The organism is Sphingomonas desiccabilis (assembly GCF_004135605.1).
In the GTDB taxonomy this organism is placed as follows: domain Bacteria; phylum Pseudomonadota; class Alphaproteobacteria; order Sphingomonadales; family Sphingomonadaceae; genus Sphingomonas; species Sphingomonas desiccabilis.
The window spans coordinates 1,202,696-1,226,203 of the sequence record NZ_SDPT01000001.1 but is presented as its reverse complement, the minus strand read 5'-3'; the positions used below and the strand labels follow the sequence as shown (position 1 = coordinate 1,226,203).

At 67.3% G+C, this 23,508-nt stretch carries 31 protein-coding genes; 25 read left to right on the top strand and 6 right to left on the bottom strand.

All coding sequences use genetic code 11. From position 1 onward, the window contains the following. Positions 1-8 precede the first annotated feature (8 nt). The 16 genes from arsC (at position 9) to EO081_RS05855 (ending at position 14,716) form a co-directional block, all read left to right on the top strand. The gene (arsC, locus tag EO081_RS05930; RefSeq protein ID WP_129340948.1) at positions 9-437 is read left to right on the top strand and encodes an arsenate reductase (glutaredoxin); all 429 of its coding nucleotides are present in this window, start codon (positions 9-11) and stop codon (positions 435-437) included. Continuing rightward, positions 437-1,723 (top strand): arsenic transporter, encoded by a 1,287-nt coding sequence (locus EO081_RS05925; protein ID WP_129340947.1) that lies wholly within the window; start codon positions 437-439, stop codon positions 1,721-1,723. Before arsC ends, EO081_RS05925 begins: the two co-directional genes overlap by 1 nt. 40 nt (positions 1,724-1,763) lie before the next feature. Beyond that, a complete protein-coding gene (gene arsH, locus EO081_RS05920; RefSeq protein WP_129340946.1) occupies positions 1,764-2,516 on the top strand; it encodes an arsenical resistance protein ArsH in 753 nt (250 codons plus the stop codon). A 160-nt stretch (positions 2,517-2,676) separates the two neighbouring features. Then, entirely contained in the window at positions 2,677-3,540 is an 864-nt protein-coding gene (locus EO081_RS05915; protein WP_129340945.1) for a baseplate assembly protein, read from the top strand. After that, the gene (locus EO081_RS05910; protein ID WP_129340944.1) at positions 3,530-4,180 is read left to right on the top strand and encodes a phage tail protein I; all 651 of its coding nucleotides are present in this window, start codon (positions 3,530-3,532) and stop codon (positions 4,178-4,180) included. The genes EO081_RS05915 and EO081_RS05910 overlap by 11 nt, the downstream gene beginning before the upstream one ends. Beyond that, positions 4,177-5,361 carry a gp53-like domain-containing protein gene (locus tag EO081_RS05905; RefSeq protein ID WP_129340943.1) on the top strand — a complete coding sequence of 395 codons (1,185 nt, stop codon included), beginning with the start codon at positions 4,177-4,179 and terminating at the stop codon, positions 5,359-5,361. The genes EO081_RS05910 and EO081_RS05905 overlap by 4 nt, the downstream gene beginning before the upstream one ends. A gap of 1 nt (position 5,362) precedes the next feature. Beyond that, positions 5,363-7,480 carry a hypothetical protein gene (locus EO081_RS05900; protein ID WP_129340942.1) on the top strand — a complete coding sequence of 706 codons (2,118 nt, stop codon included), beginning with the start codon at positions 5,363-5,365 and terminating at the stop codon, positions 7,478-7,480. A 90-nt stretch (positions 7,481-7,570) separates the two neighbouring features. Further along, positions 7,571-8,092 carry a phage baseplate assembly protein V gene (locus tag EO081_RS05895; RefSeq protein ID WP_129340941.1) on the top strand — a complete coding sequence of 174 codons (522 nt, stop codon included), beginning with the start codon at positions 7,571-7,573 and terminating at the stop codon, positions 8,090-8,092. A gap of 5 nt (positions 8,093-8,097) precedes the next feature. Then, entirely contained in the window at positions 8,098-8,451 is a 354-nt protein-coding gene (locus EO081_RS05890) for a GPW/gp25 family protein (protein WP_240697550.1), read from the top strand. A gap of 11 nt (positions 8,452-8,462) precedes the next feature. Then, positions 8,463-9,647 carry a phage tail sheath subtilisin-like domain-containing protein gene (locus EO081_RS05885; RefSeq protein ID WP_129340939.1) on the top strand — a complete coding sequence of 395 codons (1,185 nt, stop codon included), beginning with the start codon at positions 8,463-8,465 and terminating at the stop codon, positions 9,645-9,647. A gap of 38 nt (positions 9,648-9,685) precedes the next feature. Further along, complete coding sequence (locus tag EO081_RS05880) at positions 9,686-10,195, top strand: phage major tail tube protein (protein WP_129340938.1); 510 nt, start codon at positions 9,686-9,688, stop codon at positions 10,193-10,195. Positions 10,196-10,254: 59 nt separating this feature from the next. Beyond that, positions 10,255-10,566, top strand: coding sequence for a phage tail assembly protein (locus tag EO081_RS05875; protein ID WP_129340937.1), 312 nt, complete (start codon positions 10,255-10,257; stop codon positions 10,564-10,566). An 8-nt stretch (positions 10,567-10,574) separates the two neighbouring features. Beyond that, entirely contained in the window at positions 10,575-10,700 is a 126-nt protein-coding gene (locus tag EO081_RS17170) for a GpE family phage tail protein (RefSeq protein WP_129340936.1), read from the top strand. A gap of 1 nt (position 10,701) precedes the next feature. Further along, on the top strand, positions 10,702-13,302 hold the full coding sequence (locus EO081_RS05865) for a phage tail tape measure protein (RefSeq protein ID WP_240697549.1): 2,601 nt from the start codon (positions 10,702-10,704) through the stop codon (positions 13,300-13,302). Then, complete coding sequence (locus EO081_RS05860; RefSeq protein WP_129340935.1) at positions 13,302-13,691, top strand: phage tail protein; 390 nt, start codon at positions 13,302-13,304, stop codon at positions 13,689-13,691. Before EO081_RS05865 ends, EO081_RS05860 begins: the two co-directional genes overlap by 1 nt. Next, positions 13,688-14,716, top strand: a complete 1,029-nt coding sequence (locus EO081_RS05855; RefSeq protein WP_129340934.1) for a contractile injection system protein, VgrG/Pvc8 family — start codon at positions 13,688-13,690, stop codon at positions 14,714-14,716. Before EO081_RS05860 ends, EO081_RS05855 begins: the two co-directional genes overlap by 4 nt. Positions 14,717-14,820: 104 nt before the next feature. Here EO081_RS05855 and EO081_RS05850 read toward each other — a convergent pair whose 3' ends face one another. Continuing rightward, entirely contained in the window at positions 14,821-15,201 is a 381-nt protein-coding gene (locus EO081_RS05850; RefSeq protein ID WP_129340933.1) for a lysozyme inhibitor LprI family protein, read from the bottom strand. 438 nt (positions 15,202-15,639) lie between these two features. On the opposite strand from EO081_RS05850, the gene EO081_RS05845 reads away from it, so the two are divergent. Then, positions 15,640-15,936 (top strand): DUF6894 family protein, encoded by a 297-nt coding sequence (locus EO081_RS05845; protein WP_129340932.1) that lies wholly within the window; start codon positions 15,640-15,642, stop codon positions 15,934-15,936. A gap of 255 nt (positions 15,937-16,191) precedes the next feature. Here the strand turns inward: EO081_RS05845 and EO081_RS05840 are convergent, their stop codons facing one another. From EO081_RS05840 to EO081_RS05820, 5 genes are all read right to left on the bottom strand, one after another. Beyond that, positions 16,192-16,395 carry a hypothetical protein gene (locus EO081_RS05840; protein ID WP_129340931.1) on the bottom strand — a complete coding sequence of 68 codons (204 nt, stop codon included), beginning with the start codon at positions 16,393-16,395 and terminating at the stop codon, positions 16,192-16,194. A gap of 31 nt (positions 16,396-16,426) precedes the next feature. Continuing rightward, positions 16,427-16,678, bottom strand: a complete 252-nt coding sequence (locus EO081_RS05835; RefSeq protein ID WP_129340930.1) for a hypothetical protein — start codon at positions 16,676-16,678, stop codon at positions 16,427-16,429. 402 nt (positions 16,679-17,080) lie between these two features. After that, positions 17,081-17,794: a hypothetical protein gene (locus EO081_RS05830; protein WP_129340929.1), complete on the bottom strand. Its 714-nt coding sequence runs from the start codon at positions 17,792-17,794 to the stop codon at positions 17,081-17,083. A 379-nt stretch (positions 17,795-18,173) separates the two neighbouring features. Then, positions 18,174-18,362 carry a DUF6771 family protein gene (locus tag EO081_RS17005; protein WP_311720693.1) on the bottom strand — a complete coding sequence of 63 codons (189 nt, stop codon included), beginning with the start codon at positions 18,360-18,362 and terminating at the stop codon, positions 18,174-18,176. A gap of 62 nt (positions 18,363-18,424) precedes the next feature. Beyond that, positions 18,425-19,228, bottom strand: a complete 804-nt coding sequence (locus EO081_RS05820; protein ID WP_129340927.1) for a tellurite resistance TerB family protein — start codon at positions 19,226-19,228, stop codon at positions 18,425-18,427. A gap of 794 nt (positions 19,229-20,022) precedes the next feature. Here EO081_RS05820 and EO081_RS17270 point away from each other — a divergent pair. The 8 genes from EO081_RS17270 (at position 20,023) to EO081_RS05785 (ending at position 23,503) form a co-directional block, all read left to right on the top strand. Continuing rightward, positions 20,023-20,328: a transcriptional regulator gene (locus EO081_RS17270; RefSeq protein ID WP_129340926.1), complete on the top strand. Its 306-nt coding sequence runs from the start codon at positions 20,023-20,025 to the stop codon at positions 20,326-20,328. Further along, positions 20,328-20,819 carry a hypothetical protein gene (locus tag EO081_RS05810; RefSeq protein ID WP_129340925.1) on the top strand — a complete coding sequence of 164 codons (492 nt, stop codon included), beginning with the start codon at positions 20,328-20,330 and terminating at the stop codon, positions 20,817-20,819. The genes EO081_RS17270 and EO081_RS05810 overlap by 1 nt, the downstream gene beginning before the upstream one ends. Next, positions 20,816-21,151, top strand: a complete 336-nt coding sequence (locus tag EO081_RS05805; RefSeq protein WP_129340924.1) for an Ogr/Delta-like zinc finger protein — start codon at positions 20,816-20,818, stop codon at positions 21,149-21,151. Before EO081_RS05810 ends, EO081_RS05805 begins: the two co-directional genes overlap by 4 nt. Before the next feature lie 113 nt (positions 21,152-21,264). After that, positions 21,265-21,726: a hypothetical protein gene (locus tag EO081_RS05800; protein WP_129340923.1), complete on the top strand. Its 462-nt coding sequence runs from the start codon at positions 21,265-21,267 to the stop codon at positions 21,724-21,726. Continuing rightward, positions 21,723-21,869: a hypothetical protein gene (locus tag EO081_RS16785; protein WP_165284522.1), complete on the top strand. Its 147-nt coding sequence runs from the start codon at positions 21,723-21,725 to the stop codon at positions 21,867-21,869. Before EO081_RS05800 ends, EO081_RS16785 begins: the two co-directional genes overlap by 4 nt. Then, complete coding sequence (locus EO081_RS05795) at positions 21,869-22,162, top strand: hypothetical protein (RefSeq protein WP_129340922.1); 294 nt, start codon at positions 21,869-21,871, stop codon at positions 22,160-22,162. The genes EO081_RS16785 and EO081_RS05795 overlap by 1 nt, the downstream gene beginning before the upstream one ends. Then, complete coding sequence (locus tag EO081_RS05790) at positions 22,159-22,413, top strand: hypothetical protein (RefSeq protein WP_129340921.1); 255 nt, start codon at positions 22,159-22,161, stop codon at positions 22,411-22,413. Before EO081_RS05795 ends, EO081_RS05790 begins: the two co-directional genes overlap by 4 nt. Then, positions 22,397-23,503 carry a tyrosine-type recombinase/integrase gene (locus EO081_RS05785; RefSeq protein ID WP_129340920.1) on the top strand — a complete coding sequence of 369 codons (1,107 nt, stop codon included), beginning with the start codon at positions 22,397-22,399 and terminating at the stop codon, positions 23,501-23,503. The genes EO081_RS05790 and EO081_RS05785 overlap by 17 nt, the downstream gene beginning before the upstream one ends. The last annotated feature ends 5 nt before the right edge of the window (positions 23,504-23,508 follow it).

The following is a 23,508-nucleotide window of genomic DNA, read 5'->3' as shown; positions in this document are numbered from 1 at the left end:
GACGCGCCATGGCCGTCGACGTCGTGATCTACCACAACCCCGCCTGCGGCACGTCGCGCAACACGCTGGCAATGATCCGCAACGCTGGCATCGAGCCGCACGTCGTGGAGTATCTGAAGACTCCGCCGTCCCGCGCCCTGCTGGTCGAGCTGATCGACCGCGCCGGCATCACGCCCCGGGATCTGCTGCGCGAGAAGGGCACGCCCTACGCTGAGCTCGGCCTCGGTGACGTCTCGCTGACCGATGACGACCTGCTCGACGCCATGATGGCGCAACCGGTTCTGATCAACCGGCCGCTGGTCGTCTCGCCGCTCGGCGTGAGGCTCTGCCGCCCGTCCGAGACTGTCCTCGATCTGCTGCCCGAGCCGCAGCGGGGCGCGTTCGCCAAGGAGGATGGCGAACAGGTGGTGGACGCCTCCGGGCACCGCGTCGCCTGATGCTCCTCGCCCTCGCCATCTTCGTCATCACGATCACGCTGGTCATCTGGCAGCCCCGAGGCCTCGGCATCGGATGGAGCGCGCTGGGCGGTGCGGCCGTGGCGCTGCTCGCCGGAGTGGTCTCGCTCTCCGACGTGCCGGTGGTCTGGGGCATCGTCTGGAACGCGACAGCGACGTTCGTCGCGATCATCATCGTCAGCCTGCTGCTGGACGAGGCCGGCTTCTTCGAATGGGCGGCGCTGCACGTCGCCCGCTGGGGCAGCGGACACGGCCGACGCCTGTTCGTCCTGATCGTCCTCCTCGGCGCAGCCGTGTCGGCGCTGTTCGCGAACGACGGTGCAGCGTTGATCCTGACCCCGATCGTCATCGCGATGCTGCGGGCGCTCGGCTATCGGGACAAGGCGACGCTGGCGTTCGTGATGGCGGCGGGCTTCGTGGCCGACACGGCCAGTCTGCCGCTGATCGTGTCCAACCTAGTCAACATCGTATCGGCCGACTTCTTCCGCATCGGGTTCGCCGACTACTCCTCGGTGATGGTGCCGGTGGATCTCGCGTCGATCGCAGCGACGCTGGTCGTGCTGCTGCTGTTCTTCCGCCGCGACGTGCCGACCGGCTACGACCTCGCGCAGCTCCGCACGCCGGCCGACGCGATCCGAGATCCAGCCACGTTCAAGGCGGGCTGGGCCGTCCTCGCCGCCCTCCTGGCTGGTTTCTTCCTGCTCGAACCGATCGGCGTGCCGGTCAGCGCCGTCGCCGCAGCCGGCGCGGTCCTGCTGCTCACCATCGCTGGGCGCGGTCACGTCATTGAGACCCGCAAGGTCCTGCGCGGCGCACCGTGGCAGGTCGTGATCTTCTCGCTCGGCATGTACCTGGTCGTTTACGGCCTGCGGAACGCCGGCCTGACCGACCATCTCGCCGGTCTACTCGACCTCGCCGCCCAGGGCGGCGTTTGGGGCGCGGCGTTCGGCACCGGCATCATCGCCGCGCTGCTGTCGTCGGTCATGAACAACATGCCGACTGTCCTGGTCGGTGCCCTGTCGATCGACGCGACCCATGCAACGGGTGCCGTCAGGGAAGCGATGGTCTACGCCAACGTGATCGGCTGCGACCTCGGCCCCAAAATCACGCCGATCGGTTCGCTCGCCACCCTCCTGTGGCTGCACGTTCTTGGACAGAAGGGCATCCGCATCGGCTGGGGCTACTACTTTCGCGTCGGTGCGACGCTGACCGTACCCGTGCTGCTGGTCACACTCGCCGCACTGGCGGTCCGGATCAACGTCGGATGAGCCGCGGCCCCCCCCTGAACTCCATCGGAAACCCCGCCTGATGCCTCTCCGCACCCTCACCGACCCCGACCACCTGCCCGCACTCGATCGCCGCTACGCGCTGGATCGTCCCGCGCTAGGCCTAGGCGCAGGCGACCCGCCCCCGCGGATCCTGCTGCTCTACGGCTCCCTGCGCGAACGGTCCTACTCCCGGCTGTGCGTCGAGGAGGCGGCGCGCCTGCTTCGGTTCTTCGGCGCGGAGGCGCGCATCTTCGACCCTTCGACCCTGCCGCTCCCAGACCAGGTGGCCGGCGACGACCATCCGGCCGTCCACGAGCTGCGCGAGCTGTCGATGTGGTCGGAGGGACAGGTGTGGTGCAGCCCGGAGCGGCATGGCCAGATCACCGGCATCATGAAGCTGCAGGTCGACCACCTGCCGCTGTCAATGGGCGGGATGCGGCCGACCCAGGGCCGGACCCTCGCCGTCATGCAGGTGTCGGCGGGATCGCAGTCGTTCAACAGCGTGAACACCCTGCGCGTCCTAGGCCGCTGGATGCGGATGGTGACGATTCCGAACCAGTCGAGCGTCGCCAAGGCCTTCGAGGAGTTCGACGACGCCGGCCGGATGAAGCCGTCCAGCTACTACGACCGCATCGTGGACGTCATGGAGGAGCTGGTCCGCTTCACGATCCTGCTGCGCCCGCACGTGGCTCAGCTAGTCGACCGGTATTCGGAGCGGAAGGATGCCGGCGTGCCGATCGACGCGACAACCGACCTGTCGAGCATAGCGACGGCGCCGCAACGCTCACGATGAACGAAGGGCAGCTTTAGGTCAGGGCTGAAGGGTCCTGAATTGCCGAGGTTGGGCATTTTCGGCGTAGGTAGCTACGAGGCGTTTCCCGCAATCGTAGAGTGCGTCTCTACGATTGCAGCCCCCTAGCCGCTGTCACCTCCCGCCGCCGACATGGCCGGCGATGTCCACCGCCCCCGCCAGCTCCAATGCTATCGACCTGTCGCGCTTCCCAGCGCCGACGATCGTCGAGCAGCTGACATTCGAGCAGATCCTCGCTGAGCTGGTCGAGTCCCTGCGCGCGCGCTTGCCGGCCTTCGACGCCTTGGTCGAAAGCGATCCGGTCGTGAAGCTGCTGCAGGTCGTCGCCTACCGCGAGCTGCTGTTGCGCCAAGGTGCCAACGACGCCGCGCGCCAGCTGATGGTCGCCTACGCCCTCGGCGCCAATCTGGATCACCTCGCGGCTCTGGTCGGCGTCACCCGCCTGCCCAACGAAGCAGACGACACCCTGCGCCAGCGGGCCGTGCTTGGGCCGGAAGGTTTCTCCGTCGCCGGCCCTGAGCTGGCCTATATCTACCACGCCAAGTCGGCAGATCCCGGCGTGCTGGACGCGAGCGCCATCTCGCCTGCCCCCGGCGAGGTTCGGGTCACGGTGCTGTCGCGGGAAGGCGACGGCGCAGCCTCGGCCGCGCTGCTCGATGCCGTCCGCGAGCGGGTAAACGCACGCGAGGTCCGCCCGCTCGGCGACCTGGTCACCGTCGCCAGCGCCGAGATCCGCACCTTCGCGGTCCACGCCACGCTCTACACCTTCGCCGGCCCCGACCGCTCACTGGTGCTGACCGCAGCCCGCGAGCAGCTCGACCGCTATCTCGCCGAATGCCGGCTTCTAGGCCGCGACGTGACCATGTCCGGCCTCTACGCTGCGCTGACCGTCCCCGGCGTCCAGCGCGTCGTGCTGGCCGCTCCCACGGCCGACGTCGTCTGCGACTATACGCAGGCAGCCTGGTGCACCGACATCGTCATCGCCCACGGCGGCTATGACGCCTAGCCTGCTGCCTCCCAACGCCACCCCGCTGGAACGCGCGGCCGAATCGGCGACCGCGCGCATCGGCGACGTGCCCTTCCCGGTCGAGGCGCTCGGAGATCCGCAGCGGATCCCGCTTCGGTGGCTGCCGTGGCTCGCCTGGGGCCTGTCGGTCGACAGCTGGGACGACGACTGGAGCGAAGCGGAGAAGCGCGCTGCCGTCGCCGGGTCGATCGCGCTGCACCGGATCAAGGGCACCCGCGCGTCGGTGGAGACCGTGCTGGGCCGCTTCGACCAGCTGCTGCACCTGGTCGAATGGCACCAGGCGGCGCCCCGCGCGGATCCGCACACCTTCGAGGTCCGCCTGCCGATCGCCGGTGACGGCGTGGAGCCCGGCGGCCGCCGCGCCACCGCGGCCTTTGCCGAAGCCATCATCCGCGAAGTTTCGCGGGTGAAGCCGGCGCGTGAGCACTTCCGCCTGGTGCAGACGCTCGGGCTTGAGGGCGCGATCGGCATCCAGGGCGTCGCCCGGCTCACCGGCGCCGTCCGCCAGGACATGGCCGCCAACTTCGACACCTCGCCGGCCTGGGCCGCCTACCTCCAAACCGAGGATGGCGAGCCGCTGCAGGAAGACTCCGGCGCCTTTCTGGACACCGCCCCATGAGCAAGCTCGCCCTCACCATCACCCAGGCGGGCCATTCCCGCTTCACCGCCGCCCAGGTCGACGACGACATCGATCTGTCGATCAGCGCGGTCGGCCTCTCCGATCGCGCCTTCGTCGAGGCCCCCACGCTCACCGCGCTGCCGGGCGAGTTCCGTCGCGTGTCTACCATCTCGGGCGAGGCGATCGGCGACAACGTCGTGCACATGGTCGTGCGTGACGCGGATCCGCTCGCCTACACGGTCCGCGGCTTCGGCCTGTTCCTCGCCGATGGCACGCTCTTCGCGACCTATGCTCAGAACGAAGCGCTGTTCGAGAAGTCGGCGCTTTCCGACATGCACCTCGCGATCGACATCGCCTTCCCGACCGGCAACGTCGAGCAGCTGACGTTCGGCGACACCAACTTCCTCAACCCGCCGGCGACCACCGCCACCCGCGGTGTCGTCGAACTGGCGACGCAGGAGGAAGTCGACGCCGGCGAGGACGCGGAGCGCGTCGTCACCCCGCGCACGCTCGCGCAGCGGCTTGCCGGTTGGGCGGGCGGACTGCTCGGCCGTCGCATCACCGGCGCCGGGTTAGCCACGGGCGGCGGGGATCTGACTGCCGACCGCACTATCACCGTGGAAGCGGCGAGCGCCGCCGAGGCGGACGCGGGTACCCTCACGACCAAGGCGCTCACCCCGGCGAGCATCGGCAACGTCCTCGCCTCGATCGCCGCCCGCGTACCGCTCACCCGCCGCATCGACACCGCCGGCCTGGCGCTCGGCGGCGGTGCCCTAGGCACCGACCAGACGATCTCCGTCCCGGCCGCCACGCCCGAGCAGCTGCTCTATGGGACGGCGGGCAATGTCGCCGTCACGCCCGAGAGCTTCGGCGGCTTGGCGCACCTGTTGGAGGCGAACGGCTATTGGACGCTCCCAGGCGGGCTGATCGTCCAGTGGGTCAACTATCGCGCGACCCTCGCGGACGAACCGGCGGTGACGGTCAACTACCCGCTCGCCTTCCCCAACCGCTGCCTGGTTGCGAGCGCCACCGCCTTCATCAGCGCGCCGGCGAACAACCGCGACTCGTGGCCGCAGATCGCCGGCGAGCCCGGCCGCACGTCCTGCGTGATCCAGCTGCAGGCCGACGACCAGAACGACCGTCTGGTGAACGGCTTCACCCTCATCCTCATCGGGTACTGACATGGCCAAGATCTCCGAACTGCCCGAGCTGGTCGAGCCGACCGGCGACGAACCGGTGGTGGTGTTCGACCGGGGCGAAACCAAGCGGATCCGCATGGGCCTGCTTGCCAGCGCCGCCGTGCAGCCGACCCTCGCCGAAGCGCGCCAATACGCCGCCGCCGCCCAGGCAGCCTTCGAGCAGTATCGCTTTGTCGATGTGGCCACCGATGGCCCCGGTGCCGTGGCAGCGGGAAGCGTGGCGACAGCCAACACCGCCCGCTTCGACGGCCGTATCGTCGCCGAGGGCGGGCAGCTGCAGTCACTGACCTACGCCAGCGTGACCGCTGGCAACGCCTATGCCTATCTCGCGCAAGTCGTCAGCCCCACCCAGCTGAAGATCTTCGCGCGCCATTATGGCGCCCGCGTCGTCGGCGAAAACACCATCCCGGCGGATGCATGGGTTTGGGATCCGGCGGTCGTCGACCGCAATCTGCCCGAACGCTGGACCTTCGGCACGCATCATGGCGGCGGTGCTGGCGGCGCGGCGGCATACCTCCTCGCCAATCAGCCTGCAGGCTCAAGCCTGACGATCTCCATCAATCCCGGCCCGGATATCGGTGCGGTCCTGACCGTCTCGGCCTCGACGGCGCCGCCGCGCTGGTCCGCTGTCGTCAAACGCAACAGCGTCCGCGACGTCGCAGTCTCGACGCGCAAGCGCACCACGGCGCTGGAAACCGAGATGAAGGTCGTGCGCAACGGCGGCGCCGTCCAGTACACGACCGAGACCAACTTCGATCAGCGGATCGGCTTCGCCAACGCCAATGCCGTGTGGAGTGCTGCCCATCGCGGTGTCACCAACTATGTGCGTCAGCCGACCTGGACGCGCAGCGAAGGCATCCAGGTCTTCGCAATGATCGAGGGTCGCCGAAACACCGGCGGCGACGACGATCCGGCACCGGGCCTGTTCCGGCGCGGCATCATCGTGCCGATCGGGGGCGATTATGCGAACCTCGACGTGCTGTGGGCGGCCCCGCCTGTCGAACTGGTCCGCAGCTTCACGGTCGACGGCGACGGCGTCGAGCGCGAGAACGCCTGCGGCAACTGGTCGACCTGCTACGATCCGGCCACCCGCCGGCACTGGTTCCTGTTCAAGGTCCGCCACGTGCATAGCTCGATCAAGGGCGTGGTGCCCGACACGGTGCACGCCTTCTACTATGACTGGGCAACCGACGAGTTTCGGGGTGCCGCCGGCACCAAGCTGGCGCTTCCGTTCCGCGACTTCGACTGCATCAGCCTCGACTATCTGGGCGCGCAATATGCGGCGCCGCCGAACTCGTCGGGCATCGTCAAGAAGCTCGCGCCGAACAAAGGCGCCATGTTCTTCCCCTTCCGCTACACCGACACGGTGACGCCGCACTCCGGGTCGGGGTCGAGCATCAAGCTCATCAAGCTGGATCCGGCATGGATCGAGGGGAAGCCGGCGCCCTTCCTGGTCACCTGCACCGTCCCCACGACCCAGATCATGCATCCGGGCACGGGCGAGATGACCTGGCCCGAGCCGGGCGAAAGCAGCATCGCGGAGCTGCCGGACGGCTCGCTCTATGTCCTTTCCCGATCCAGCAGCGAGACGCCGGCGCTGAACGCGAACATGCGCGTCGCCTACAAGTTTTCCGGCCTCGGCACCGCGCTCCTGGGCGGCCCGCGCTACGATCCGGCCTTGAAGGGGCAGAGCCATACGGGCTCGCTGCTGGTGCTGTCGGGACTCAACGACCGCCAGCCCTTCCGCATGCTGTATGCGCACAATTTCGACTTCGAGAACGACAGCAGCAACTCGCGCGCGGGCATCGGCGTCCACATGGCAACCGGGCTCGACAAGGACGGGTGGCCGCTTTGGACTGCCGCGACGGGCGCACTGTTCCCGGCGATCGAGGTCTTCAACCGCGCGATCGACGGCTCGCCCGCGAGCGGCAGCTATGAGACCAACAACAACGCCGCGGCCCTGGCGAACCTCACGCTGGAGCCGACCCTGCCCGTAGCCGGCCTGATGTTGGACAAGCGGGTGCGCCACCCCGCGAACGGCGACAACATCTACATCTGCTCCCCTTGGGTCACCGTGAAGCCGTCCAACTTAAAGCTGTGACCTGATCGTCTGCCGACCCGCAATCGTAGAGTGCGTCTCTACGATTGCGGCCCCCGTGACGCCGCAGCCCGGCCGCGCATGGTCGTTTTCGTGGCCGAACCTGTCGACACCCCCCGCCTGATCGGCGACCTGCTGCGCGAAGGCGTTGTGATCGAACGCGTCGGCGCGACGTGCCGTGTCGCCATCGGCGATCTCGAAAGCGGCCCTATCCCCTGGCTCGCCGGCCGTGCCGGCGATACGACGATCTGGTCGCCCCCGAGCGTGGGCGAACAGGTCGCGGTGCTCTCGCCCGAGGGCGACATCGAGCGCGCGATCGTGCTGCCCGGCATCTTCTCCGACGCGCACCCGGCACCCGGCGGCGACACCACCCACATCGCGTTCTCGGACGGCACCTGGATCGGCTACGACCCCGGCGCGGGCGAAGCCATGGTGGCACTCGGCGACGGCACAAGCTTGTCGATCGCGCCCGGTAAGATCCGCATCAACTGCGACGTCGAGATCGCCGGCAAGCTGACCGCAACCGACGACGTCGTCGGCGCCGGCAAGAGCCTGAAGGATCACGTCCACACCAAGGTGCAGGCCGGCGGCGCGATCTCGGGGCCGCCGCAATGATCGGCATGAACGCCGCCACCGGCAAGCTGCTGGAGGGCATCGAGCATCTGCGCCAGTCGGTGCAGGACATTCTTGCCACGCCGCTCGGCACCCGCGTCGGCCGGCGCTGGTACGGCTCGCACATCCCCGAGCTGCTCGATCAGCCGATGAACGATCGCACGCGCCTGGCGCTGGTCGCCGCCGGCGCCCTCGCCCTGCAGCGTCAGGAGCCGCGGATCCGCGCGACGCGCATCACCGTCGAGACCGGGGCCACCGCCGGCGCCGCCGTTCTCCGCATCGTCGGCAAGCGCCTCGACGGCCCCCGCGCCGGCGCCCCGCTCACCCTCGCCATCCCCGTTCGCTCTGCCCGCGCTTCCTGAAAGGACCATCCATGGCCGACCGTTACCACCACGGCATTTCCCTGACCGAGATCTCCAACGCGCCGCGCATCATCGCGACCGTGGCTACCGCCGTTATCGGCCTGGTCGCGACCGCGCCCGCTGCCACCGCTGACGCCTTCCCGCTCGACCGGCCGGTGCTGGTGCGCGATCTCGACGCCGCAATCGTCGCGGCCGGCGCTGGCGGCACGCTCGCCGCGACCCTGTCCGCAATCGCGGCTACCGTGCGCGCGCCCGTCGTCGTGGTGCGGGTCGCACCTGGTGCGGATGCCGCCGCTACGCAGGCAGCCATCATCGGCGCCGACGCGAACGGCCTGCGCACCGGCATGCAGGCACTGCTCAGTGCCGAGGCGGTCACCGGCGTGAAGCCGCGAATCCTCGCCGCCCCCGGCCTTGAGAATGTCGAGGTCACCACCGCCCTTGCGGAGGTGGCCGAGAAGCTGCGCGGCATGTCCTATGCCAAAGCGCTGGGCGACGACGTCGCTGCCGTCGACGCCTATGCCTCCGGCTTCACCTCGCGCGCGCTCATGCTGCTGTGGCCGGACGTCACCGTGCGTCGCGCGGACGGCACCAGCGTGCCCAGCTACGCCGCCGCCCATGCCGTCGCCATGCGGGCCCGGATCGACCAGGAGCAGGGCTGGCACAAGACGCTGTCCAACGTGCCGCTGCCCGGCATCACCGCCGGCGCCGGCGTCGTCGGCATCACCCGCGACGTCACCTTCGACATTCAGGATCCCGACTGCGACGCCAACGTGCTGAACGCCGCCAACGTCACCACCCTGGTGCGGATCAACGGCGAGCTGCGCTTCTGGGGTTCGCGCACCACCTCCAGCGATGCGAACTTCGCCTTCGAGTCCGCAACCCGCACCGCCCACATCCTCGCCGACACCATCGCCGCCGGCCTGGTCTGGGCGATCGACAAGCCGCTGACCCCTGGCCTCGCGCGCGACATCGTCGAGCAGTGCAACGCCAAGTTCCGCGCGATGAAGCTGGAGGGCGTGATCTACGGCGCCCAGGCGGTGTTCGATGCGGCCAAGAACCCGGTCGACAAGCTGCGCAGCGGCATCCTGACCATCGGCTACCGCTACACGCCGATCCCCCCGCTGGAGCGGCTGAACCTCGTCCAGGAAATCACGGACGAGTTCCTGGCCAACTTCGCCGACCTGGTCGCGGCCTGACCGCGCGCGCCTGATCCCCTCTCCGGAGTATTTTCCCCATGAGCTTTCCCGAAAAACTGAAGAAGGCCGACCTGTTCGTCGACGGCCGCTGGGTTGCCGAACATACCTCGGTCACCCTCCCCAAGCTCGGCCGCAAGCTGGAGGAGTTCCGCGGCGGCGGGATGGACCGCCCGGTCAAGGTCGATATGGGCGGCGAGGCACTGGAGGCCGAATGGGCCTGCGGCGGTTGGGTGCGCGACCTGATCATGGGCTTCGGCCACGAACAGCTCGAAGGGATCCAGATGCGGTTTACCGCAGCGGCCCAGGACGATGCCACCGGCGCCGTCCATAGCTGGGAAGCGATCCTCGGCGGCCGTCACGAAGAGATCGACCTCGGCGAGAGCAAGGCCGGCGAAGATACGGAGATGAAGGGCAAGACCGCCGTCGTCTTCTACCAGCTCACCCGCGACGGCGAGGAGCTGGTCTACATCGACGTCCTCAACGCGATCGAGCGCATCGGCGGCGTCGACCGCATGGAAGCCCAGCGCAACGCCCTCGGCCGCCTCTGATCCCCGGCCCCGGCCGCGCGCCGGGGCCACCCCGCCCCCACGAAATCTAGGATCATCCCATGTCTGCTGTCTTTTCCCGTTTCGCCCTCCAGGCCGCCGTTTCTGTTGCTGGTGTCGTCGCGCACGAAGCCGGTGCCGAGATCGAGGTCCGCAAGCCCGGTGCCGGCGAGATGCGCGGCCTGTCCGTCAACCCGCTCATCCAGGGCGACTACACCTCGCTCGAAACGCTCGCGGGGCGCATCACCAAGCCGGCGCTCACCAAGCCGCAGTTCGCCGCCATGGATCCCGCCGACCTGACGCAGTTCCACCTGGAGGTGCTCGATTTTTTGCTGCCGTCGAGCGCGAAGCAGGCGGTCTCCCCGACCGAGTAGAACCCGTCATGGCGGACATCTGGTGGGTGCTGCGCGGCCAGCCCGACCTGCAGGCGATGTCCGCCATGTCGATCGCCGAACTGATGGACTGGCACCGCCTCGCCGCCGAGCGCGCGCCCAAGAAGGAAAAGTGACGTGTCTGATCGCGAGCTGAAGATCCGCATGCTGCTCGCCGCCAGCGACCGTGTCACCAAGCCGCTGCGCGACATCGCCGGCGGCTCGCGCGCCGCGACCGAGGCACTGCGCGGCACCCGCGAGCGGCTGCGCGAGCTGGATCGCCAGCAGGAGCAGCTGAACAGCTTCGCCACCCTGCGCGCCGGCATGCGTTCGTCGGCAACGGCGATGCGGGCGGCCGAACAGCGTGCGGCAGCGCTCGGCCGCGAGATCGAGCAGACCGCCAAGCCCACCCGCGCCATCAAGCGCGAGTTTGCCGAAGCGACGCGCGCTGCCGAACAGCTCGCCACCAGCCACCGCCACGACGTGCAGCAGCTGCGCGAACTGCGCGGCGCACTCCAGGCTGCCGGCGCCAACACCCGCGACCTGGCTGGCTACGAGCGCAACCTCGCTAGTCGCTACGCCGACACCAATCGCGAGCTGGCCGAGCAGGAACACCGCCTGGAGCGCGTGGCCAACCGCGAGCAGCGCATGGGCGCAGCGCGCGATCGGTTCAGCCGCACCATGGGCACGGCCAGCAATGTCGCCGGCGCTGGCATGGGCATGCTCGCCACCGCGGGCGCCATGGCGCTGCCGATCGTCGCCGGCATCAAGGGCGCGCAGGAATACGAATCGGCCATGACCGACATCGGTCAGAAGGCGAACCTCACCCGCGCTGCGACCGCGCGCATGGGAGTCGACCTGCTGCGCGCAGCACGCGCCGCCAACCAGCTGCCGGAGGCGATGCAGGGAGGCGTCGATACGCTGTCGGGCTTCGGCCTCGATCCGCGTCAGGCAACCGCGATGATGCAGCCGATCGGCCGCGCGGCCACCGCCTACAAGGCTGAGATCTCGGACCTCGCTGCCGCCAGCTTCGCCGCGCACGACAACCTGAAGGTCGCGCTCGACGACACCGGCCGCATGATCGACGCGATGGCGGCGGCGGGCAAGGCCGGCGCCTTCGAGGTGAAGGACATGGCGCAGTACTTCCCGTCGCTGTCGGCCGCCTATCAAGGGCTGGGACAGACGGGCGTCGCTGCCGGTTCCGACCTCGCCGCCGCGCTTCAGATCACGCGCAAGGGCGCAGGCGACAGCGCCAGCGCCGCGACCAACCTGGGCAACATCCTCCAGAAGATCACGTCCCCGGCGACCGTGCGCGCGTTCGGGAAAATGGGCGTGGATCTGCCGAAGGCGCTCAAGCGCATGTATGCCGAGGGGAAAACGCCGATCGAGGCGATCTCCGAGCTGACGAACAAGACGCTGAAGGGCGACCTGTCACGCCTGGGCTACCTGTTCGAGGATGCGCAGGTGCAGCAGGGCCTCCGCCCGCTGATCCAGAACATGGAGGAATATCGGCGGATCCGCAGCGAGGCGATGAGCGCCAGCGGCACCACCGACACCGATTTCGCCGAGCGCCTGCGCGACAGCGAAGAACAGACCAAGCAGCTGACCGTCAACGCCCAGACGCTGGGCATTCAGCTCGGCACCGTGCTGCTGCCCAACGTGAACGATCTGCTCGGCAAGGCGGCTGCCATGGCTTCCCGCCTGGGCGACTGGTCGCAACGCCACCCGGCGCTGACCAAAGCGATCGTCCTGGCGACGGTGGCAATCACGGCGCTCATGGGCGCCGCCGCCCTCCTGACGCTCGCCTATGCCGCGATGATGGGGCCGATGGCGCTCTTCGGCGCGCTGTCGACCGCGACCGGCATCGCCATGGCGCCGCTGATCGGTATCGTCCTGGGCGTCGTCGCCGCCGTCGCCCTGCTCGCCTATGGCGCGTACCAGGTCTACAACAACTGGGGCGCGATCAGCGGGTTCTTCGGCGGCATCTGGGAGCGCATTCGCTCGACCTTCACCTCGAACTGGGCGTTCATCCGCAACCTGCTGCTGGGCGCCCTGGTCATCTTCATGCCGCCGGTCGCCGCGCTGATGCTGGTCGCGAAAGCGGTCTACGGCAATTGGGACCGGATCCGTGCCGGCTTCATGGCCGGCGTCGCCTTCCTCGCCGCCATCGTCGGCCCCATGGTGCAGCCGCTCTACAACGCCTTGAACCTTGTGGGGGGGCTTGTCGGCCGGTTCTCGCAGATGGGCCTGCACCTGATCCAAGGGCTGGGTCGCGGAATCCTCTCCGGCGTCGGTTGGGTGCTGAAGCTGATCACCAACGTCGCCACCACGATCGGCGGCGCCTTTGCCAAGGCGATGGGCATCCACTCCCCGTCCCGCGTGTTCATGGCATACGGCGGCCACCTCATGGCCGGGCTGCACAACGGCATCGACAACGACGCCGATGCGCCGGTCGGCCGCATGACGCGCCTGTCGCGCGACCTGACCCGCGCGCTGGCGGTGACGGCCGCCACCCCGGCACTGGCGGTGGCTGGCGGGGCGCCCGGCCCTGGCAGCCCGCCGGCAGCGCCACGCGCTGCTGCGCCCGCGCCATTGGCGGTCACCATCAACATCAACGGCGCGAACCGCGATCCGCAGGAGATCGCCACCGCCGTCGAGCAGGCGCTTGCCCGCTTCGACGCCGCGCGCCGCGCTGACAGCTATTCGGCCTTCGCCGATGACGCAGATTGGAACGTCTGATGCTGATGTCTTTGGGGCTGTTCCCCTTCTCGCTCGACACCCTCGCCCATGAGGATCTGACCCGCCGTACCGCCTGGCGCCATGCAACCTCGCAGCGCATTGGTCAGCGCGATGCGACGCAGTTCGTCGGTCCTGGGGAGGAAACAGTCTCGATCGCCGGCACCGCCTACGCCGAGCTGAGCGATGGCCGCCTGAACCTCGACCAGTTGCGCACCATGGCGGACAGCGGAGACGCCTGGCCACTGGTCGACGGCGCCGGCATGATCTTCGGCGCCTTCGTCATCCAGACGCTCGACGAACGCCACAAGCACCTGTTCGCCGACGGCACCCCGCGCGCGATCGACTTCCAGATCGAGCTGCTACGCGTCGATAGCGAGCAGCCGGCATGATCGCCAACATCCCCGACTATCGCGTCGAGGTGGACGGCGTCGACATCACGCCGCGGCTGCGCGATCGCGTGCCGGCCAACCGAAACCGCCCGCGCCTGATCTCGCTCGGTATCACCGACAAGCGCGGGAACGAGGCGGATCAGCTCGACCTGGTGCTCGACGATAGCGACGGCGCCTTCAATCTCCCGCGCACCGGCGCCGTGATCCGCGTGCAGCTCGGATGGAAGCAGGGCAGCGACGTGACGGTTGGCCTGGTCGACAAGGGCACCTTCATCGTTGACGAAGTGTCCCATACCGGCCCGCCCGATGTCATTACCGTTCGCGCCCGTGCCGCTGACTTCACCGGCGCGATGCGCGTGCGCCGGGAACGCAGCTGGCGCGGCACCACGCTGGGCGCGATCGTCGCCGACGTTGCCCGTGCGCATGGGCTGACGCCGCGCTGTGCGCCCGCACTGGCGTCGATCGCGGTCACCACGAAGGCGCAGAGCCGGGAAAGCGACCTCGCCTTCCTGCGCCGCCTGGGTCGCGACCACGACGCGGCCGCCACCATCAAGCGCGGGAACCTGGTGCTGGCGCCGCTCGGCAAGGCGGCAACCATCTCCGGCGTCAACTTACCCGCGCGGACCATTCACCGCCGCGACGGCGATCGGCACGACTACCAAGTGCAGAAGCAGGAGGAAGTGACCGGCGTCACCGCCAGCTGGCACGATCGCGCCGCCGCGAAGAAGAAGACGGTCACGGTGGGCAACGCGGACGGCGCCCGCAAGCTGTCCCGCACCTATGCCAACGAAGCCGACGCGCAGGCGGCGGCGACGGCCGAGAGCAGCCGTGCCGCCCGCCAGCCCCGTACGCTGGCGCTAAATCTCGCGCTCGGCCGCGCCGACATGAAGCCAGAACAGCCGGTCACCGTCGTTGGCTTCAAGCCCGTAATCGATGCCGAGCGCTGGGTCGTAAGCGAGGTGTCTCACGCGCTCGGCGACCGAGGGTTCCAGACGCAGGTGAAGCTCGAAATTAGCTATCGCTAGGCCGTGCGTCCATAAAGCTGACCGTCGGAAAGTGCCCAATGTCGGCCGTTCGGCCAAATGGCACCTGCGCAGCTACCTCCCTCCGCTACGGCTGATCACAGAACCTAGAAGCGGATCATGCGCTCCAGCTCGTCCGCGCGGCTTGCCGTCTTCATGACCAAGCAGCTGCTGTTGATCGTCTCTTGATCAACTTTGCACTCATAGTCGCGGGCCTTCAGCCAGGCTCGCTGCTCCGCGCGAAGAGCAAGGCGCTTTTCAGGAGTTTTTGCGAGCTGACGCATCACCTCCTGATAAGCCTTATTCAGCCGAGCATCCTGAGATCCCATTTCAGACTGCGCGCAGATGCCCTGTTGTACGGTGTTATCTCCCGCCCGCGCGTGGCATGCTGTATATCGGTCGGATAGACCCGCAGGAGCGACCTGGGCATGCACTGAGGTGCCAGCCAGACCCACAACGGACGCTGCCACTATCATCTTCAGATTCATCGCGGTTCCCTGCTGCCTGGTCGTGCGGATACTTAGCGATAATACTTGGACCTTGTCCACGGACCTGTGGCTCGCCGGAATGCCGTCTTTGTGGGGCGGCTGTTAGGGCCACCCTACCTCTCAAAAGCTGCCTGCCCGCTTTCCACCCACCTTCGGCCATTCCACGGCGGAGATGCTGTCCGCCGTGATCCAGCAGGCACCGCAGAAAAGCTCGGTTCAAGAGTGGGCGATGCCGAGCGATACCCCAGCGGCACCCCCAGACAGACCGTCATCAGTTTCGGTGTTCGCTGGGCGATTCCGGCGCGTAGGCGCGAAGGTCGTCTTGCAGGTGAACCTTGTTCCACTCGTATGGCGCACCATATCGTCGATATCGGTGAGCGATGTCACGGCCGCACCGACTGAGAGACAAGTGTGCTCCCGCCTACAGACGGAGCACGCATGCGTTACTTCTTCCACATCAATGACGGCAAGGATCTACGCGACAGCGTGGGGGTGGAATTCGCGTCCACTCACGAGGCGCGTTTGCAGGCGGTTCAAACGGCAGGCGCTCTCATTGCGGATAACGCCCATCAGTTCTGGGCTGCTGAAGAGTGGAGCATGGTTGTTACTGACGCGGACAATCTTATCTTGTTCATGCTGACCTTCAACGGGACAATGGCGCCCGCCGCAGAGCAACTTATCCGCTTGCCGCAGCATTTCCTGCCGCAGATCGGCATCCCACGTTCCGGAGCTTAGCTGCGTACACGCTTTTAGCGCTGCGCCCGCGGACACTGCAGAGGACCAAGCCCTAGGAGCCGCTACTGGCAAAGCGGTACGCCTCGCCTCCTACTCTGGGGCTGCTCGTGCAGAAATGCCGTTCACCTAGGTTTCCCAAAGCACCAACTTTTCTGCAGGCGTGACATTCACGCTCCACGGGCAGGACCCCCAGGTGAGGCTCTCGCCCGACCCAGCAGTTCGCCGAGGCAGCGGCAGACGATGCCGTGAACGCCGCTAGCCCCGGCCGAGCGCCTCTCTCAGTGCATCGATGATCGCCCGATTGGCAGCCGCGCCTGCGAGCCCCACTGCCACGTCGGCGTAACCCTCGCGACGCAGCAGCTGCCGCACGTGATTGACCGACGTGCATCCGCCCGAGCGCGCCAATCCGATTGCCCGCTCAAGCACTGGAACCTTTTCCATTTCGATGTTGTCCAGCAAGGGAGCGATCGGGGTTGGCTCGTGTGCAGCCTCACCGACCCCGGAAAAAGGCTGTTCGAGGAACGTCTCGGGCCAAGAGCTTGCCCGAACACGCCTGACGCAAAACGTCCGCGTCAGAAATGTTCATCAGCACGACGCGAGTGCCACCGCCCGGCAGCGGCTCGATCACGCTGATCGCCGCATCATGCTTCGCGCACAGTTGCTCGATCCGCGCCTTAGACAGATTCAAGTTCAGAGCCCGCGACCGCGTCTGCACGTTTGTACCCGGTTGTGATGTGTTCATGATTGTGCCTTGGCTATTCGCGGAGCGGCCGGCGTCCGAGAGAAGGGCAACCAAGCCGGCGCTTGTCGCGAGCAGCGGGCGCAGCGATAGCGGCGGACCCGTCTCCACAATTATATGGGGATGCAACTAGCAAGCCGTGAGTCCCCCCGGAAGGTAAATCGTATCCACAGCTGATCGCCGGCGGACCGGCTCCTTCCCCCCGGTCGCGGCGGAGAGACCCTCCGCCGCGCCCAGGTAGGCACCGCAGAAAGCCTGGGTCTGAGAGCCGCAACCGCTAAGCTGTACCCCGCCGATACCCCCGACCGGCAACGGCAGGTAACGCCGAGTTGCGGACGTTCACGGCTGTCGTATCGGACGAAGAAGCTCGCTCCAGCGACTTGCGGCAGCGAGGCTTCCGCCGATTCAGTCCAGTTTCTCTAACGCCCGGTCGTAGACCTCCAGCAGATCCTTCCCTGTCGCCAGCGCTGCCGTTACGTACATCCGATTGATGCCGACAGCACGCTGCGCTTCGCGGAGTTCCTCTTTGCTCATGGATGAGGGATCTTCACCCAAGGTGCCAGCCATCTCGATGTATGGCTTGCGCGCCTCTTGCTGCAATCCATTGAAGGTCCGGCTTGCGGAATAGGCGAGCGCAAGCGTCTGTGCCTCTTCATACGGCATATGGGTCAGTGCCTGGGTCGCAACGGTACTTTCCCAGGCCGCAGTCCGCATCTCGATGAAATCGATGTTGATGTCGATGCTGGCGCTCTCCGGTTTTTTGCCCGCCAGAGTCGTCCCAATTATGGCAGACATACGGTTTAAGCCCAGCAATGCACTGCGCTCGGTGGCCAGCGACTTTGCCAACCCTTTTCGGTTGTCATCGAGTTCTCTGCGGAGATTGGCGCGGGCCTGCTCCACCAGTTCATGATGGTGCCAAGCTTCCACGCCTGCTTCCAGACTCAGCGCGATCAGAATGCCCACGGTGATGGTGCTGATCTCGACCAGAAACTCGCGCACGGAATGCGCCAATTTCGGAACATGAATGTGCATTGCGGTGCCCCCCCCTTTTCGCGAAATGCCGCTGCGCCATCGCAGCGGTTTCGCCCAGGGGTCAAGCCGCTTTCCCTTGAAATGCATCTAGCCTCTTGTGCCGCTTGACGACCACCTGCCTGGCTCGGAGCCGCAGGTTATCGTCAGCTTTCCACCCAATCTCTGCCTTTAGTCCCTTAGGCGCCGGTGGAGAGCCTTCCACGCAGCCTCGTCCCGGGGAAAAGGATCCGCCAGGGTTGGCGGCTGCGGGGTGGCGCTGAGGCGCGGCCCGCGCTTTCCACAAGCCCGGCAGCGGATGTGGTGACCCAGTGCGCCTAGCTGCGTGTTCCAGGAACGGAGCATGGCGTACCGCCAGAAGCGGCCAGCGTCGAAAACATGCTCCGCACCACATGAGCAGCGGACTCGCAGGTTGGCACGGTGCTTTGTTAGGTCGCTCAGGCTGTCCAGCCGGGTATTAGCGGACACCTCAGAGCGGAAGCGGCATCTGCCGTGCGTCGTGAGCCGCCTGCGGACGAGCCAGGGCGTCGATGATGGTCTCAGCCAACTCTGCCGCAGCTTGCTCGCGCAGGCGCTGATTAGGCGCTGTAAGTCCCATGCGGGCCCATCCCGGAGCATGGAGGAGGGTGTGGGCGAGGCTGGAGGAGTCGGGCGTCATCATGGCCCTATGTTCTCCTCTTGTTCCGATTCGTGCAAGCTAGTTTATGTGGCCACCCACGATCAGACGCGGCTAACCACTGATTGCTTGCCGCGCCGCGCCTCAGCCTCGGCTGCAACAGCTTCCTCCATGCACTCGGCATAGCAAGCCGCCCACCGGTGCTCGTCCTCACAGATCACGCCATCGGCGGCGATCACCCGCTGCACGTACTGCGTCAGCACCGCCCGAGAGGTGCTGCTATGGGCGTACTGCCGGATGGCGCTTTCAAACACCTCGCCATCGGGCGCGAGCCGGCGGGCGTGCGCGACGATCCGGTCGAGCGGCGGTGATCCTTCCCACTCCTTCCGCAGCCAGAGCGAGCAGATGAAATCTTCGATCGTCTGCGTCTCCAGCGGGTGCCATTGGCCGTCGCATCGCGCCATGAACGCCAGCACGTTCAAGCCGGCGACGATCAGCGACTTTCGCGGCGATGTGGTGTCCCACATATCCGCCAGCGGCTTGGCTGCGCTGACCGTAAAGCGCTCGAAATAGGAACCGTCGCCGAGCGAGGCTCCCGTCTCCGCGTCGCATACCTCCATGATCCGGTCGCAGCGAAAGAGCTTGTAACGCCTGGAGTTGCCGCAGATCGCGCCGACGGACGCGTTGCCGCCGATCGTGAGATAGCGACGGCAGGTTATCAGACGCTCGGTGACCGCACCGTCTTTATCCGCATATTCGATGACGCACATGAACCCGGCAATCGCCTGCGGTTCGTCCGAATCTGTCGGCGCGTCGGGAAGCGTGTCGACGTCCTCGCAGTCTAGCAAAGCTGTGAGGCCAGGCGGCAGAACCGCCTCCTTAACCGCGAACTCCTGAAGTGCCCCCATGCTTCCCCCTATCGTCGCCCCTTAGAAGCCCGCTGCTTCACCCCAGGACGTGTTCGAACATCGCGTCGCGGGCAGCGTGTTTGCCGCCGCTTTCCTACAAGACCTCGCATGGCCAAATGCGAACGGAATAGGAACACTCATCGAGCCGCTCTTGAACGAACCCGTCTTCCGAACCGCCCCTGGCTGCGAGCTTGCCTGCCTACGCTGCGAGGTCATGTGCGCGATCCTCGCTGGGACGCGGGATGATCTGTGGCGGGAGGTGGAGGCGCTGCATCGGGAACGGTCTCTGGCGCCATCGCCTCGGGCGGAAGAGCGGTTGCAAGCCGCGCTAGGCCATTTGGAAGCCGCTGAGCGAGAATTCGCGCGAGCTCGTCCACGGGCGCCGTTCGATCGAGCGGCCGAAGCAGCCCTTCGAACATGCGCGCCAAAGCGGCCTCACTAGGCAGCATCACTGACATAGGGATTACCTGCGCGGCTGCGGGTGCCGCGCCTGCCGGCACGTCATCAACGGCCCGCCGGACCCAAGAGACCCACATGGGTACCGTCTTAAGGCGTCCATTCTCGAAAGCTGACACCGCTTGTTGGGTCAGCGAGATCGGAACGCCCGCTTCGGCAGCCTGCTCAACGGCTACGCGAGCCACATCAGCCGCGGTCCAGCCACGCCGCTGGCGCTGAGCGCGAAGCCACGCGCCTTCTTCCTCAACCGTGCTCACAGCTAGAGCTTACAAACAAATTTGTACAAGCGTCGTACAAACGGCTTGTATTCTGCTTGTATCGTTTGTACGCCGATTGCCATGGAACATGACGCTAGCATCCAAGCTTTTAAGCGTGCGGTCGGTTTGGCGGGCAGCCAAACTGCCTTCGCGAAGGCAACTGGCGCCTCTCAGCAGCTGATCTCTTACTTGCTGAAGCGGAAGCGCCCCCTATCCGCGAAGTACGTCCTCAAGGCGGAGGCTGCCTTCGGCGTTCCTCGTCATGCGCTGCGTCCGGACATCTACCCCACCGACCCTGTTTCCGCCTCTGACGCTCCAGCCGTAAAGCCAAGCGGACCGGTCGTCGCGTCGAAAGCAGACGCCGCTTTCTATGGGAAGCGCCCCTGATGGCACCGCGTATCCCCGACACGGCCGCGGACGCCGTGCTGCAGATCGCCGGCCGCATCGGCTATCCGGCGGCGGCGGCGGTCGCTGGCCGCTCGGTCGCGTGTATCCGCGACTGGACGAACGAGGCGACGACCTCCTGCCCCAGCTTCGTCCAGGCAATCGCCCTTGACGCTGCATACATCGCTGCCGGCGGCGAGAACGCGCCGCTGCACGATGCCTATGCGGCGCAGCTCAAGATTACGGTCGAGGATCGCACCGCCTGCGCTCGCGCGCTCTCCAGCGAGGTGGCCACCGCCGCCCGCGAATGCGGTGACCTGATCGCCGCCAGTTTGTCGGTCTGCCAGGCCGGTCACAGCCCCAACGATGTGCAGCGCGCATTGCTCGAAGCCGACGAGGCCGAGACTGCCGTCGCAGCCATCAAGCGCCGGCTGTTCAGTTTCCTTAAGACCGGCGCGGGGCCGGTCGGGAAAGCCGGGGGTTCCCACCGATGAGTCGTACCGCGCGTCCGCGCCAGCCTTCCTTCGACTGCCCACACTGCCGATCGCGCGCGATCGTCCGCAGCAGCGCGCAGGTCACCAGCCTGGTGCGTGAGCTGGACTATGCCTGCACCAACCACCGCTGCGGCCACACCTTCGTCGCCCAGCTGGAGGCGGTTCGCACCATCGTGCCCAGCGCAATGCCGAGCGCAGCCGTCCACCTGCCCTTCGGCAACCGCAACCTGGGGCCGAAGCGCCTGCCGGTCCCGGCCAACGACGACACCCGCGAACCGGCGAATGAGGACGGCCCCAGCGCCGCCCAGGCGCCCGATCCCATGAGCGGCTGATCCGCCGCGGCACCCGCCGCGCTCCCGCTCCTCCCCGACTGACCTGCTCCCCCGGCTTTGCACCCCGCTGCCGGCATCGCCCCCGCTTTGCCCTGTTCCCGAAAGGATGCCCCATGCTGCACCGTCACGCATTCGCCACGCCGCCGCGCAAGCGGTTCCTGCCCCGCATCCCTGACGCGCGACCGCTGACGCCAGAAGGCTATCTGCGCCTGCGCCGCAAGGCCGCCGGTCTGGAGATCCGTGACCTCGCCGTCCGCCTGACCGGTCTGCGCGCAGCGTTGTGGGAAGCCGGCGAATTGCCCGCCGGCATGCTGGCCGACGGCGGTGACATCGTCTCGGTCCTGGTCATGCTCGAGGCGCCGGGCGTCCGCGCCCGCATGCGGGAAACGCTCGACGCGATCGCCGCGGTGATGCCGTTCGATGCCGACGTCTACCAGCAGCTCGCTGATGCAGACCCGCGTCGCCATCCGCGCGTGTGTCGCGGCTGCGGCACCTCGACCCACGATCACGACATGCCCCGCTGGGCGACGGCGACCAGCTGCACCCGCTGCGATCCCGCGGGAGACGGCCTGTGACCGCCCGCCGCGTGCTCAAGCGGCGGGAGATGACCCGCCGCACCCTGCGCGCCCTGGTCATCGCCGGCGGCATCGTGGTGGCGATGCTCTGCATCCCGGTGCTGATCGCGAAGACGTTCGTCGACGCAAAGGGTGTGCGGTGATGTCGCCGCACGTCGCGGGACAGACCGAGCCTAAAAACAGGCTCGGCATGGGCGACCGCGCCCGCCGGATCACGCTGCTGCGTGGCGCCGCCGACCTGTTCGGCACCGCCCGCGCTGCCGCTGCACTGGGTATCGAGCAACGCTCCTTCCGCGCCAAGCTCGAAGCCACGCGCAGCGTTGCCGTCGCCGACCTGCACGCCATGGCCGATGCGCTCGATCGTCATGCCGCCGCTGCCACCGCGCACGCCGCCACCATCCGCGACAATCTGGCAGATCGAAAGGATGCCGCATGAGTGCGGAATTCGACCCGCAGGCGCGCTTGCAGAGCAAAGCCGGCATCTGCGCCTACCTCGGCCACATCAGCGCCGCGACCTACGACATCTGGGCGCAGAAGGGCCTGGTGCCCGGTCCCGTGCGCGGCACCAACCGCTACGACGTGCGCGCGCACGACCAGCTGCTCGATCGTCACGCTGGCCTGAACACCGGCACGAACAGCCTCTCACCGCTCGAACAGTGGGAGGCGGAACATGCGCGTGCCGCTTAGGGGGGTCTACGCCAGCAGGAAGAAGCTCGCCGACGGCACCCGCCGGACCTACTACTTCCTGCGCGGGTTCGGCGCGCTGAAGCCGCAGGATGGCGACGAGGCGGCGGAGTTTGCGCCCGGCACCCCCGCGTTCATGCGCGCCTACCACGCCGCGATCCAGGCGCCCCGCATCGCCCGCACGCACGGCACGCTCCAGGCTATCATCGACGGCTACCAGCGGTCGCCGCAGTACCTGAAGCTCGCTCCGCGGACGAAGCGCGACTACGACGCCGCGCTGCTCCGCATCGGCGAGCGGTTCGGCGATCACCCGCTGGCGGTGATCGAGGATCCGAAGATCCGGGTGCGTTTCCTCCAGTGGCGCGACGATCGCGCCAAGACATCGGCCCGCCAGGCGGATGCCCTCCTGGGTGTGCTTCGCATCGTCATCGAATGGGGTCGTGACCGCGGCCTGCTGATGCACAACCACGCGACGCGCCCGAAGAAGGTCTACAAGGCAGACCGCGCCGACAAGCTGTGGCTCCCGCCCGACATCGCGGCACTACGGGAAGTCGCCGAGCCTGAAATCAGGCTCGCGTTCGAGCTGGCGCTCGGCACCGGCCAGCGCAAGGGCGACCTCCTGGAACTGCCCTGGACGGCGTACGACGGCCAGCGCATCCGGCTGCGCCAAGCCAAGCGCAAGCGCATGATCGACATGCCGGTCACTCAGTCGCTGAAGGCGCTCCTCGACGCGCAGCCGCGCACCGCCAAGACGATCCTGACGCGCAACGGCAAGCCGTGGGGCAAGGTCAACTTCGATCATCGCTGGCGAGAGACAGTCGTGAAGGCCGGCCGCGACGGGCTCCACTTCCACGATCTGCGCGGCACCGCCTGCACGATCCTGGCGCAGGCCGGTGCCACGCCATCGGAAATCGCCGCGATGCTGGGTTGGACCGTCTCCACCGTCGCCCGGATGCTCGATCTCTACCAGGCGATGACCGCGTCGCTGAGCGATTCGGCGGTCGCAAAACTCGAAGCGCGCAACGCGCAATTGCGGAACGAGGTGCGGAACACGCCCGAAGCGCACACCGAAAAAGGGGAAGAAAGTGAATAAAAACA